The 13,274-nt window shown below is 59.5% G+C and carries 12 protein-coding genes; 2 read left to right on the plus strand and 10 right to left on the minus strand.

Annotated features, from left to right (window positions below):
- Positions 1-191: 191 nt before the first annotated feature.
- The gene (locus AWB67_RS31775; protein WP_087660051.1) at positions 192-464 is read right to left on the minus strand and encodes a hypothetical protein; all 273 of its coding nucleotides are present in this window, start codon (positions 462-464) and stop codon (positions 192-194) included.
- A gap of 365 nt (positions 465-829) precedes the next feature.
- Positions 830-997: a hypothetical protein gene (locus AWB67_RS42320; RefSeq protein WP_235025446.1), complete on the minus strand. Its 168-nt coding sequence runs from the start codon at positions 995-997 to the stop codon at positions 830-832.
- Positions 998-1,568: 571 nt separating this feature from the next.
- Between AWB67_RS42320 and AWB67_RS31785 the strand changes: the two genes are divergently transcribed.
- Complete coding sequence (locus tag AWB67_RS31785) at positions 1,569-1,757, plus strand: hypothetical protein (RefSeq protein ID WP_087660052.1); 189 nt, start codon at positions 1,569-1,571, stop codon at positions 1,755-1,757.
- A gap of 1,596 nt (positions 1,758-3,353) precedes the next feature.
- On the opposite strand, the gene AWB67_RS31795 is transcribed toward AWB67_RS31785, so the two are convergent.
- From AWB67_RS31795 to AWB67_RS39975, 3 genes are read right to left on the minus strand one after another with little or no spacing between them, the layout of a single operon-like run.
- On the minus strand, positions 3,354-4,787 hold the full coding sequence (locus AWB67_RS31795; protein ID WP_087660054.1) for a hypothetical protein: 1,434 nt from the start codon (positions 4,785-4,787) through the stop codon (positions 3,354-3,356).
- 5 nt (positions 4,788-4,792) lie between these two features.
- Positions 4,793-5,596, minus strand: coding sequence for a hypothetical protein (locus AWB67_RS31800; RefSeq protein WP_087660055.1), 804 nt, complete (start codon positions 5,594-5,596; stop codon positions 4,793-4,795).
- Positions 5,593-6,489 (minus strand): hypothetical protein, encoded by an 897-nt coding sequence (locus AWB67_RS39975; protein WP_125477757.1) that lies wholly within the window; start codon positions 6,487-6,489, stop codon positions 5,593-5,595. Before AWB67_RS39975 ends, AWB67_RS31800 begins: the two co-directional genes overlap by 4 nt.
- Before the next feature lie 78 nt (positions 6,490-6,567).
- On the opposite strand from AWB67_RS39975, the gene AWB67_RS39980 reads away from it, so the two are divergent.
- Positions 6,568-6,900, plus strand: coding sequence for a hypothetical protein (locus tag AWB67_RS39980; protein WP_125477758.1), 333 nt, complete (start codon positions 6,568-6,570; stop codon positions 6,898-6,900).
- A 1,213-nt stretch (positions 6,901-8,113) separates the two neighbouring features.
- Here AWB67_RS39980 and AWB67_RS31810 read toward each other — a convergent pair.
- The 5 genes from AWB67_RS31810 to AWB67_RS31830 are packed head-to-tail and all read right to left on the minus strand — an operon-like array spanning position 8,114 to position 12,784.
- The gene (locus tag AWB67_RS31810) at positions 8,114-9,076 is read right to left on the minus strand and encodes a type VI immunity family protein (protein WP_087660057.1); all 963 of its coding nucleotides are present in this window, start codon (positions 9,074-9,076) and stop codon (positions 8,114-8,116) included.
- Complete coding sequence (locus AWB67_RS31815; RefSeq protein ID WP_087660058.1) at positions 9,073-9,642, minus strand: SMI1/KNR4 family protein; 570 nt, start codon at positions 9,640-9,642, stop codon at positions 9,073-9,075. Before AWB67_RS31815 ends, AWB67_RS31810 begins: the two co-directional genes overlap by 4 nt.
- Before the next feature lie 20 nt (positions 9,643-9,662).
- The gene (locus AWB67_RS31820; RefSeq protein WP_087660059.1) at positions 9,663-10,613 is read right to left on the minus strand and encodes a DUF4150 domain-containing protein; all 951 of its coding nucleotides are present in this window, start codon (positions 10,611-10,613) and stop codon (positions 9,663-9,665) included.
- On the minus strand, positions 10,613-11,674 hold the full coding sequence (locus AWB67_RS31825; protein WP_087660060.1) for a beta-ketoacyl synthase N-terminal-like domain-containing protein: 1,062 nt from the start codon (positions 11,672-11,674) through the stop codon (positions 10,613-10,615). The genes AWB67_RS31820 and AWB67_RS31825 overlap by 1 nt, the downstream gene beginning before the upstream one ends.
- Complete coding sequence (locus AWB67_RS31830; protein ID WP_327366840.1) at positions 11,675-12,784, minus strand: DUF2169 family type VI secretion system accessory protein; 1,110 nt, start codon at positions 12,782-12,784, stop codon at positions 11,675-11,677. It abuts the gene before it with no gap.
- Positions 12,785-13,274: the final 490 nt, after the last annotated feature.

A 13,274-nucleotide genomic window follows, 5' to 3' on the forward strand; every position in this document is an offset into this window, starting at 1 on the left:
CTGGGAGTTTCGCAACTGCTTATCTGCACCTATCCGCACGCTGCGCTTGGCTTCGCGCGATTCTGCAAGACCGACTACTTATGTCCCGAGTCGTCCCGTAGGTGGCAAGAACATGCGAGCCCATTCTGCTTCGGGATAGTTGCATCCTCTGCAGCGCCGATCGGGTTCAAGAGAAAACGGGTATATAGACTTCAAAGTTCCTTTGCCTGAACCTTGCCCTCTACGATGTCCTTGCCGTATTGCATGGCCAAATCGATTGCGTCGGTAGCGTTCGCGGAGTCCGTCTCAGCGAACACCGTTCCGTAGCGCCGCGGCTTCACGTTGCTCGGGTGAATACTATCGATTCGCCCAACGGACGAGAACCTTCTTACCCCTTTGGCATACGGGTCGCGATGTAGCGGGAATTCCTGATGAGAGTAAGCACGTAGGTCGTACCCTCTGTATTCAATGGTGGGGATGGTCATGACGGCGCGCTCCTGTTGCGGTGCTGATCGTCAGCAACGGTCTCTATGCGGATCGAGATAAATGGGCGGCCAGAAATCCATTTGGGTCACTTCACAATGCGCCTAATGCCATAGCAAAGCAAACTAAATCGCGGCGGAATAGAAAAGAAGCCGGCGTCTTGCCGGCTTCATCCGGAGGCGGCGAGACCGCCCAACGACCTGCTCGTGCGGACGTCGTTTTCGGGTGCGCGCAAGCCGCGCATCGCTATCGCCTACGCGATGTCAGACACCGATAGGGGGGGCGTCCGCGTGGGCCGCGTGGCTGACGGTTTGCTGAATCATCCCCTGATTTCGCATCATCGCGTCGATGGCCGATTGCATGGTCGTCACGGCCCTGTCCGAGCCGAAAGGTACCGCCGACGGAGGTTGGCTGCAACTCCCGTCCAGATGCCGCTGTACTGGTTACGCTCAAATGCTTCGTTTTGCAGGCTGAAAATGGTCGATAAAGTACGCAGGACAAAGTCGGCGGGTCGTTTAACAGCGGTGGTGCTCATTGAATGCTCCGAATCGACCCGGCACGCGCGTCCAAGGGATTTCGGAGGCGCGTGTCTCGCTTGATCTACAGGTCGGATAACGCAGCCTCACTAATGCTGCGTCGCAACAACGACCACTGTATATCTCCTCTGTCGGATGTACAGGAATTTCGGAAAACGAAGGGACGGGCAGTCGCGGTCCGGTAATAGCGCTAACCGGGCGGGCGCACAGGTTTTGTCTCCCGATGTGCCAATGGAAATTCGCCGATCTTGAGCGCCTGCTTCATGCGACGCCTGCTGGACCGTTCAGTGGGAATGTAAGCGCAAACCTGTGCGGCCGTTGTACTGCCAATGGCGGCCATCGACGATCGGACCGCGACGAAGTCGGCTATGGGTCGTGAAGCGCTAGCGCTCAGCTTTCCCTTTGGCGCGCGGCGGACAGTCGTTCACCTAAACGCGATCAACGGGACGTTGCTCGAGGCCGGAACGCCTGCGGCGGGAGCATGACGGAAATGACCCAGCGAACCGCGTGCAACTCTTCCGGCCTGCTAGACTGGAAGTTCCCCTGCAAACACAAACCATAGAGAGAGACATGACGACCGTCTACGTCGTGAAGACCGGCGCGCAGTTCCTCTGCACCGCCGAGGACGGCGACATGGGCTTGGCACCTGCGGTCGAAGAAGCCACGTCCTTTCTCTCGTATGAGGAAGCGGAAAAAGCGGCGAATGAGCACACCGATCCCGGATACGAAATCGTCGCCGTGAATGTCACCAGAAGCTGACGCGTAGTCGGCTGCCTGCCCGCAATGATGGAGGGCATTAGCAATTTGGCTGGCGCCATGTGATCTGGTACTTCGGTCGGCTGAGTCGGAATCATCTGCGAAAGGCTGCATCGCGCATCGAGATTCGCAATTTGCACTCAACGTCGCGTTAAACGCCTACATCGCATGCTCATAGCCGCGGCCGCGAAGAGCGAACCGTCCTTCACGAATGGGGCTTCGCGCGCCACGTGAGCAAAGTTTTACTTTGTCTCAGTGCGGCCATGAAGCGTCATTCGCCCATCACATCATTCGGACATTCAGCCGGCCGGTCCGCCCCGCAAACAGCCATTCAATGGCCCAAAGCGAATGTTGCTTCATCGGCCTTTGCGGACGCTGGGGAACGCACCGGTGACGACCGTTGTAGCGCAAAAAGCTGACCAAAACAGAGCAGGACAGACGAGCGGCTCTGTTGCGCCATCGATTGATGGTAGCCAGTCGCGCAGTCGCCTCGGTGCAGCCAAAACGTCAAGCTTACGATTAACAACGACGAAATGAGATCAGCCTCGCAATTCGAGCTTGTAGAAGAAGTTTTCGATGGTGTATCGCGAGCGATTGAACAAACCGAGGTCGGTTACCCGGTTCTTGACGTACACGTAATGCCGACAGTTCTTTTCTTTGCTGATGCGATCGATTCCTTGCATCTCCGATGAAAACTGTGCCAGCGACACCGACTTCGGCTCCTTGAAGCGCGACGCCCCTGGCAAAGCCATCGCATCGGGCTGGCGCTTTTCCGGCCACGCAGGCATGACCCGCAAACCGTCTGTACCGATCTCGATGGTGAACAGGAACTCGACCTTTCCCGTCTGCTCATCGGCCCAGCAAGGCGGATAGTCGCGTCCGCCGCGCGCGTCGAGCCTCGCTTTGAGAAACGCGACTTGGCCCCGAAGATCCGCGTTCTCCTTCGTCACGCGAATCACGCCGCCACTGCTAGACGCGCCCATCATTTCCTTTCGCGCCGCTACGAGATCCCGGGCAAGCGTCTGCTCCTCGCCTGATGCGTAAGACTCGCCCATCTGCTCTTGAAGCTGCTTCTCGACTTCTTTCTTGAGCGCGACGCCGGCTTCGGCCTCGGCGGCGATATCTTTGTCGCCGATCTGCTTTTCGAGTGTCGCCTTCAACGCAAGTGCGTCGGTCACAGCCTGGTGCGCGTTTTTGCTGACGGCAGCCTTGTCCTGTACCGCATCGAGGGTCTTCTTTAGTTCGGTCAGCGCGCTCAGCTCCTTGTCGAGATCGCCGACTCGTCGTTTCAGCGCTTCGCGTTCGTTGATCAATTTCGATTCGGCGACGAGCGAGGTGATCACCTCGTCAGGGCTAATGCCCGATCTGGACAGCGCCTCACTCAGTTTCCTGCGTGCTTCATCGAAGGCTTTGCGGTGCATGTCGAGTTGCCCGGATCGATCCAGCGAAAGCTGCAGTTTCGCTGCATGCTCGTCCGCCTGCACGAGCATATAGCCAAGCAACAGCATCAGGAGGAAGGCGAGTGTGAATGCGATCTCCGTCAGCGACAACTGGAAGATCTGATCGGATTTGGCGCGCACGGCGATCTCTCCGGGTCGCTCAGGCGGAAGCCGCGCCGTTGAGCAGCGTGATCTCCGGCGCGTGTCCGTTCGCCCGCGCCACGCCGCCCATCGCAATGTGTCGCCCCGGCGCTTCCGGAAAGTGCGCCGCCGGGCTTCGCCCAAGCTCCGACAGTTGCGCGACGAGACTCTGGACCTCGCGCACGAGCCCATTCATTCGCTCCGTCGTCGCGATTATGGCGTGCTCTGCCGCGCTCGTGGATGCGACCTTGAGCGCCTCCCGTTCCACCTTCCAGTCGCGCGCCGCCAGTCCGATGGACTGATCGACAGCCTGAAGCGCGGCGACGACTCGTTCCATGCGCGTTGCATGTTCGGCGAGCATCCGTATGGCGGCCGAGGTCGCGTCCTTGTGCTCGCCGACATTCGCATGCAACGCGGACAGGCCCTGTTGCGTGGCGTTGAGCGTGGCAATGTGCGTCTTCGACTCGTCCAGCATGCTTTGCTGCGTGCGCGTCAATTGCGCGAGCACGGCGGCGGAGGACTGCGTTTCGCCGCTGAGCGATTTCACGGAAACGAGAACGCCGCGTGTCGATTCGAGAGCGAGATCAAGCTGGCCCGATACCGCCGCGATTCGTTGTCCGACACTCTCTGCCGCATCTCCAAGCTGCTTCACGGGTCCGGCGAGGCCCTTGGCAAAGTAGTCATCGGGAAACGTCGTGCGTTCGAGACGTGCTTGTACGGCATCCGCGAACTGCACCACTCGGTCTTCGATGCCCTGAATGTTCTGCAGCATACCGAGCGAATAGTTGTCGAAGAGACGCGTGAGCCTGCCACTCGCCTCCTGTAGGTCTTCTTGCGATTGTGCGAAGGCCTTCGTGTGCGCATCGGTGAGCTGCTCGAAAAATTTTGACAACTTCGTGCCATACGATTTCGATAAGTCTTCGATGCCGGACGCGACGCGGGCGACGGATTGTGTCGTCGTATCGTCCACTTGCCGCTCGAAGACCCGAAGCTTCTCAAACACGATCGTCAATTGGTCTCGAAGCTGATACGTGGCATCGACGACCTTGTTTTCGGCGAGTTTCATCGCATCGTCCATGTCCAGCCGAAAGCTGACGAGCACGACACGCACGGCGAGTCCGAGCACCGTGCTCGTCATGGCGGCGCCGAAGCGGACAGCGATGGCGGACATCTGCGTGCCGATGTTGGGCAGATCGAACAGACTGAAGATGATCGACGTTATCGTGAAGATGAAGCCAAGATAATAGCAACTGTCGGCAAATTTCTCGGGTGTCAGCGCCGGATCAGGGCTGATCACGCCGATCAGAATGTAGATCAGCATGATGGCGATCGGAACTGCGAGCCCGAGGATCCATGGCGAATGCAGATACCAGCCCAGCGTAGACGACACGAGCTTGAACAGAAGCGCAACAGCGAACAAATTTCGCGCGCGCACGGCGGTGAGACGGTCCATCGTGATCAGCCCTCCAGTGGTGTGACGGCGACGATGCGCGCACCGGCCGAAGCGAAATAACCTTCCCAGAACTTCAGATTGCGGCGCGTTTGAAGGCGCGGCGTGTTGATCAGATAGTCGAGTTCGACATCGACGCCGTTGAGATTCGTGCTCATCTTCCGGCCGTAGTCGGATCCATGAAACGACGCGAATTCAGGCGTTTCGCGATACATCGAAAACTCGGGTGTGTTGTGCAGCATGTCGGATACGATGATCAACTTGCGCGGACCCTTGACATCTTCCTTTCGAAATCCGTTGATCGAGGTCATCTTGAGCATTTCGAAGATGGGCGAATACTTTGCGGACTTCGTCGTCTGCAACTGATCGGCGAGCGCGAGCATCGGTTCGCGGAAGCTCGTTTCGAATCGCTTCTTCAGGTGCGCCTTGTTCGCCGTATATTCGCTTGCGTCGGCTCCGTCGCCGGGATTGCACTCGCTGAAAATCGCTTTCGGCGACGACTTGTAGTCTTCGCCGAGTACGAACACCGAGAGCAGGTAGCCCCCGGGCACACGCTGCGCGACAAGCCGGTCCAACAGTCCTTCGAAAGCCTGCTTCTGCGTGAAGCTGAGCGGATCAGTTCTGTCGACGAGCAACACGATCTGACCCGCCGGCCCGTTTGCGGGGCAGAACCGCTTGTCCAGTCCGGTGGGACGCAAAAGCACCCAGACCGCTGCCGCGGCGACGACGCCAATGACAAAGAGCCCTCCGACAGCGGCCCACAGATAGCTTCGTCCGCTGGATTCTTCCAGTGCGAACAGATCGTTCTTCATGCGGCAGCCTCCGCAACGGGGGCGCATGCGGCTGCGACCGATCCACGGTACTGTTCGTCGATCGGCCGAAGGCCATCGGACTTCCTGACGAAAGCAGTCCGGATCGCCGCCTTGATCGAGGGTTGCGCTTCGATCAGTCCGTCGACGCGCGCATGCTGCGTTGCGCACGTCGCGTGGCATTCGGCAATGCGGAAGTCGGGCAGCGGGATGTCCTTGAACTCCGGCAAAGGCGGGAAATCAGGCAACGCTGCATGGCCTTTCCAGTGCATGCGTAGCTCCGCCTGAAATATACGTAGGAGTGCTTCCTTGCATTGCGTCGCTTCGGTCAGAGCGAAGTCGAGTTGATGCTGCGCCATCTTCCGTTGCTCAATGTTTGCGTCTTGGTAACGGACGTGGGCCTTTGCCTCGCTCACGGCCTTGTCGAGTGCGTCCGTTACGCCGCATTTGATCTCTTCGATCTTGCGACGCATCGCCGAGAGGCGGGTTTCATATGCGATCTTCGCCGCGAGGAAGTCGCGATCGCGCTTGCCATAGCCGGGATAGCGGTCGTCCATCCTGAATCCTTCGACGAGTGCGAAGCCTGCGAAGAACAGGCTGACGCAGACCAGCACCCATGACTGAATATCGTCGAGACCGAACGGTGTCTGCAGTAATGTAGCCAACGCCACCTTCTCGGGAGATGGCAGATCGGCAACCAGCGCACCGCGAAAGTGCGCGATCGCGAAGCTTACGCCTAACATCGAGAGCAATGCGGCCACGAGGGAAGCGATGCCCAGGAGCTTGCGAGCGGTTTTCCGATGAGATACGTTGCGAATGAGCGCTAGACCGAAAACGAACGCCACACCCACATTGAGCAATGCCAACACCGCCGCCTGAAGGAACCCGCCGATCAAGCCCGTGTCGAGTCCGGTCGCGAAAAATGATGAGTTGAGCACGGCCTCGATCGTGACGAGGACAAGAACGAGAACGATGTGCAGCACTTTCTGGCCGCCCTTCGGATACTTCGCGCTCCACGTGATGCCATGCATCTCCCGGAAGCTCTGCAAGTCGGTCTCGGCGCGGCTCGCGCGGTCGCTCAGCAGGTTCAGCGCCGGACGTGCTTGGTCGAGAAGCACGTCGGCCTTGGCGGCGAATGTGGTCTCCGATTGCAGTGCATCTTCGACGAGCATCGCCACGTCATGCAAGGCCAACTGCTCGCCGAGGTAGATCGCCCGGCGTCCGGCATTCTCGATGTGCACGTGGCGACCCTTATCGACGCGCGCAACAATGGCCGCTTCGACGCCGGAGCCAAGCATTGCCGATGAGCCGGCTTCCGCCAGACGCCGCGCCTCACAGCGCAGGTTAAGTTCCTGTGAGATGGGCTCGACGGCGAATTGTTCGATCGCGACAGTCTGCTTTTTGCTTCGGCCGGCACACAGCAACCGCCACAGGCGTTTCCATAGACGCATGATTGGTCTTTGTTCTCTTTATATTAGACCGCCCGACGCGAGAAGCGTCGAACTCCCGTAGTAAGAGCCGAGCTTATCGAAGCATCCGCTTACGACGATGATCGGTTCCCAACACACTCGAGCGAAAATCTTCGATGGTTTGATAACTCCCGCACAATTGTCTTACCCCTCGGCCGTTGCCATGGCATTCGCGCCACGAACTTCAGGGTTGCTCCATCGTCGATCTAAGCGCAATGGGCGTTAGTCCAGGTCCACCAGAATCCTGCAGCCGTTTCGGCTGAACGGAAGATGGTGGTCAGCCCTGCCTCGCGAGCAGGGCGAGCACTTCGGCCTTTGCCGACGTTAGACGAGGCTCCCCTGGAGGTCAGCAATATGGCGCGCTGCCGACGGTGACGGCGCCGTGCAACGTGACGACCCCGCTTCCGGCATCCGTCAACTCACAGTTTCGACCGGTTCTGCCATTTGACTGATCTGCCTGGGGACGGCAGCTTTTGATTTACAACTGCTGGGCTCCCGATCGCTTCGGCACAGGCACGCAACGAGCCCGACACCTGTGAACGGCGGCTTCGTAGATGAAACCGTGGCCGTCAGGCATGCGAGAAACGATATTCTTTAGTGCCTCCAACGTACGGTTCCCCACTGATTGGTGAGGGCGTACGTTGTGCCATTGACGTAAAAGACCTCATCATCCGCACAAAAGAAGCGTTCGGGAGCTTTCGTCGGAAACGCGGCCATCGTTCCTGTCCTGACAGGTGCCCCTCTGCGCTTATGAACATAGCGTTTCCCCGCCAAGCCACAGCGTTGCATATCTCGATGGCCGAAAGACGCTTCATGGCGGACTGCACGCTATTGGCCTGTTCGCCCGATAGCCGTCGTTCAAGGGCAAGCGCGCCGCTCCTGTGGCAGCTCTGCGCATGAGGATTAGTGAGTGCAACCGGCCAGTTTCTGCCGTTCGTGCACTTGTCCCGCGAGACGCCCAAGAGTCCGTTCCACCGAGACACCGGACACTCGCTTCATGGCAGCATCCCATGCAATAGCACACGAGCACAGTTCAGCGGACCTGTCGGAGCTAACGCCAACCCTGTGGATCGACGAAACGCCGGATCCACCCGACGGTACTACCCGTCCTAAAAAACGATGCTCCGTCGAAGTCCGGATGCTGCGTCAGTACCAGTGGGGCAATGCGTTCGCCGAATTCAAAGTATGGGCGGAGCTGTGGTCCGGGACGATTGATGTCCCCCGTCGTCGGGGCCGGTCCGATAATTACGACGTATCCGAGGCGCTCCTTGTGGACCACGACACCTTCGGGCGCTCTCTCCAGGCCGAAACGAGTCGCATCGGTCTCAACGAGTCGGTCGTGGAGCTGCCCGATCATCGTGATCCAGTTGATGCTCTTGATACCGTCTCGCATTAGCGGAAGGGAGACGTTCAAGTCTTCGATGTCGACGCACCAGAACCGCCGGGCCGCAGCAAATATATAATCAAACGCGGGTGCCTTGTGCCAAGGGTGGTAAACGAAGACGAGCCCGCCATGACCAGAGAGAAACCTGACATTGCGTGCTATTGCCCGAGCCAGATCAAAAAGGAGCGCCGGGCTGGTGGCGAGTGGGACTAAGATGCGCGCGAAAGCATGCAGGCCCGAGCGGCGCAGCTTGAGCCCTGTGCAGCTGAAGCTCCAGCTTCCGTCCGGCGCGTCGATCTCGTTACCGTCCCAGAATCGCACCTCGAAGGCGCGGCCGGTGCGAATTCGCTGGCGGACGGGCTCTAGCGCAGGGCTGGCCGTGCCATTGGCAGCAGCCAACCGTCCGCTCTTGGTGAGGACGGGATTTGAAAGCGCCGGCCAGTATTCCAGCTCGCTGATCTTGTATCGGATGAGCCTATCGCGCGGACACGCTCTGCTGTACAGATCAATCAAGTATTCGAGCTCTGCCTCGGTTGGGCCGACAAGGTAGACAGTCAGGTCGAGCATGACCTTGCACGCAACCCGCCCAGAGGCGATGAAAGGGGTGCTGAGTTGCGGCGGCAGGTTCACGTCTGATCGCCACGGAGAGCATTCTGATCATCCTCATCCGGCATCCCGTGAAGCTCCCTTTCGATGAGGCCCTTGAGCACGTTTAACTCGTTACGAAGGTACTCCGTGAAGCTGTCATAGACCTTCTGCTCATACATGGAATCATACTCCACGATGTGTGCTCCGCCATCTGGCCCAACCCGCGTTGGATCGAGAACTAGAAAGTGGTGCAGACTTTCACCAAGCATGATCGGGACGGCGCCTCGTGTGAAAGGGTTGGGATCTTCGGAGTTCCACAGGTCACTCCAGAATTTGATCTTCTTCTTGACCCATTCGCTGTCTTGGTCCTCTACTGCGAGGAGCTTGCCGTCGGCATGGAAGTTCTGCCAGCCATTGTGGAGCCTCAGGAAGACGCGATAATCCCGAGGGAGCAGCGAGCCGAGCCGCGCTTCCAGTGATCGGATGGCTTCGTTCGACGCTGGCGCTCCGAGCGCGTGTGGATGTTCTTCATCGAACGCAAGACTCTCATAACGCTGCTGCGCTCGTCCGATTGCGTCGATGAGTGTTCTGATTTCACTGTCGTCCATCAGCTTCCTTCTCCCTTGCTCTAACAGCAATTTGGCGCTAACCCGGTATGGGGCCCGCCCTCGGTCCTGCCCTTCCAATCGTGTGGAGCGCGGAATTTTTTCATCTCACCGCCCATCCAACTGTTCGGTCCGCTCGACATCCACCTGAGGTTCTGCCCGCACGTGGGATGGCCACCGAGTTGGATCTCGTTGGCATGATCCGGGCTGAATCCTTTGTAGTTGGGCTCGGCCTTACTCTTCAGTGCCTCCTTGCACTTATCCGAAACCCTGTCATGGAAGCCCAGGTTGGCGGGGTTGCCGGCCCGCGCCTCCTTGTTTAGCTTGGCGCATTTGTAGTCCCCATCAGCGCGGTTAATTTCGTATGCAACTTCGCCGATCCGCTTGTGTCCCCGATACGGACCCGTATTCGACTTCCCGGGCTGCGGACTGTCGATCGCGGCATTGGCCGTTGCGTTGATCGCTGCGCATTTCGCGCAGATCTCTTCCTTCTCGCAATCAGAGAACTTCGTCGGACTGGACTTGGGCGCATCCTTGCAATCGATGAGCAGCGGGTTGCCTCCCGAGATACCGGGGTCTACGTTTCCCGCTAGATCCACAGTGTTCTGGTTGTTATGAAATTTCTTGTCAGTGTGACGGCACGCGTTCTTGCCGTCCATCTTGACGTCAAAGGAATAGGTGATCCAATCCGTCGCTTTCATATTGACGTTGGATTTCACACCGCCCGCTGTGCCCGCCTCGTCACCAAAGCTGGAGCTATAGTGCGAACCTTTGACGGCGATCATTTCGCCCTTTGCGAAGACCGTTGTCGTTCCGTCTTCCAGCGACGATTGCTGAGCGAAATTCGGGTAGGGAATTGGAACCGGTCCGCCGGGGCTCGGGGTTTTGCAGACGTCTGGAATGGTTGCAGTCGAAACCCCGACCGTTCCCTTATAGGTCAAGCCCAAGCCGTTGACTATGATGTGTGTCGGCATCAGCGCGCCTCCTCGGGCTGTCGCAGCAGCGCCGCAGCCCGGCTGCCATTCTCCGAGCTGGCCCATATCAGCGACAGAGGCCCCTTGGCATAGCCGCGTGCTACCGACTCGCTGACGAGGCTGACGAAAAGCGGTCCGGAGGCTGCGCCGACGTCGCCCCAGCAATCCGCCGGTGTCTCAAAATCGGCAGCATCACGGAACCGCCGCCTACTGCGCAGTACAGCAAACCCGTACTCGTTGGCCCTATAGCGCTCGCCGTTCATATCGCAAATTATGCGATCAACCGGGTCCGTTCCGACGTTCACCTGATCGAACAGAGACCGAAAGACCGCGCCGAGACCCTCGCCCAGACATACCGTCTCAGTCTTGATGCGGTTTTCCTCCCGGGCAGCGGCGACCGCGACCAGTTCCAGCAGCGGGCGGCAACCTAGCTCCCGAGCCGTCCGCAGCGTGCTCAACAGACAGAAACCGGCGCCCTCGCCAGGGCAGAAGCCGTGAATGTTGCCTTCCGAATGCAGTTGCTCATTTTCATCCAGCCACCCCAGCGTTTCGGGTTCCAGATAGCTGTCGATCCCGCCAACGAGGCAGAGCCTCGCCTTGCCCTGCGAAAGCGCCTTTCGGGCATGGAGCAGGGCGAGAATCCCGCCAGCATGCCCACCTGCTATGAAACCGCCTCTTTCCATTACCATCTCGCCCGCCAATCGGGACTGGAGCCGAGCATAGACTTCGGCGGCGTAACCCTCAGATTGGCCCGGCCGTTCTTCGCCGGTCGCTAACAGTACCGACACTGCTTCCGATCGCCGCGCACCCTGTCGCGCCGACAGCGCGTCGAGCGCTGGAGCCAGCCCAAGCTCGACCGCGCGGGACGGCCCGAGAACGCTCGGTTCGATCGCGAAGTCGCGGGTCACCTTCATCGGCTCCCCGAAACGATCGACCATGTACGGGTGGTGCTGGATGACAGAAATGCCCGCGCGCACTGCCGCGGCACTAGCAGCTGCGGAAAATCCGAGCGGCGTGCGGGCACCGACGCCGATGACCACGATAGAAGCGCTGTCTGCCATTTACGGTATCCAAACCCCCGTTGCACTGAAGGAAGCCGGCACGCCGATTTGCCTCTTGAGCCGAACTGTGGTGCCTTTCAGCCGTTCCTCGTCATAGGGACACGGGAGCGCGGAAAGCCACACGATCACGAAGCGTCGTTGGTCGGGCAGCAGCCACAGTGTATGGATGGTGGCCCTGTGACGACGATCTGGCCGATTGTAGAACTGGGTAACAAGGTCGAACGTTATGCGCGGCAGCAGGAACTGCTGGAAGCCGTCTGAGGTCAGGTTGCTGAGTTGGACGTGCTCGAAGCCGACCAGTGGCGTCCGGGTTTGTTGATCCTCGGGCGCGCACTGATAGAACTTCCGATCGAAGTCCCTCGGCGGCAGCGGGTCGCGGTTTTCCTCCCAGTCGGTTCCATAGGTTCCGGCATGTTTCAACCGGGGGAGCCAGTGGCGGGCAACCGGCCCGAGGCCCGCCGGCCGCCCGTTCGCGGGGCCGCGATACGGTGCGTCCGGGTACTCGAAGTTAGGAGCCGGCCGCCCAAGGAGGTGGCGCGATTCGACCGCAAAGCCGGTGCCTACCGGATTGCGCGGCTCCCATGCCGGTTTCGATGCCTGCATGTCAGTGCCGCCGAAGGCACGGCGCCAGGTTATCGGCATCCGGCTGAACGGCTGCGGTCGGCTTGGTCTGATTGAGACCAAGCTGTCCGCGAGCATGCGGTCGCCGGTGACGCGAAGCGACTTGTCGAGGTCGGCAAGCCTCATCCGGACGACTGTCTCGACAGCCGGTTTCCCACTCGGGACATACGCGTGGCCAGCGACGAGCACGTCGGTGCCGGTTTTCTCGAGGTTGAAGTCAGATTCCTCCAGTAATTCAGTCTGCGTCGGGTCACCGGCAAAAACCGGGGCCCGTCTGACCGGAATCTGCTCCTTCAAAGGAGCCTGGCCCCCATCGGGAAAGATCTCAAAGGCTGCCTTGATAGCCACGAGCCAGAACTCCCTTCCAGCCTCGTCGCGCGTCCAGGTCCTTTCTGCAGCGAATGGTGTTTCGTTGAATAAGAGCCACATTGTCGGTTGCGAGAACGAACTGTAAGGAAAAGCGAACCTGACCGGAAATGGGGCCGCCATGCCTCACGATCGAGCGCGATCCGCGGCAAGTTGTTCGAACAGGGCGGCCCGCAGTCCAAATCGACTAGGGCGCGGGTCCCGGCCGCCCACACCCGTTCGTCGCCAGGCTCACCGGCCGCTGCCTATCGAACTCGGTCGCGAAATCCCGCGGCGCGTCTTCCAACGCGCGGCAAATCGACTTGCTTACCAGTGCGCTTCCAAAGGAGCGACACTTTACGATAAAGCTGAATTCCCACTGCCGCCAATACGCCTGGCACGATGCTACTAAGACGATCTGAGGTGTGTAAGTTTGAAAATTTTTGCGGACGTGAATCGCTTGCAGTCGTTAAACGACTGCGGACTGACATGACGCGCGAACGACCGTTACGCTTGAGAAGCCGCCCTTTCCGCGGTAAGGCCCGGGCGGCCGAAGCGGGTCGACTTTCGCCCGACGTCGCGCGAGCCGACAAAAAGCGCGAGAACAAGCGAGCGAGGTCGGCGCCCGGTACGG

The sequence above is a fragment of the Caballeronia terrestris genome (assembly GCF_001544515.1).
Classification (GTDB): Bacteria; Pseudomonadota; Gammaproteobacteria; order Burkholderiales; family Burkholderiaceae; genus Caballeronia; species Caballeronia terrestris.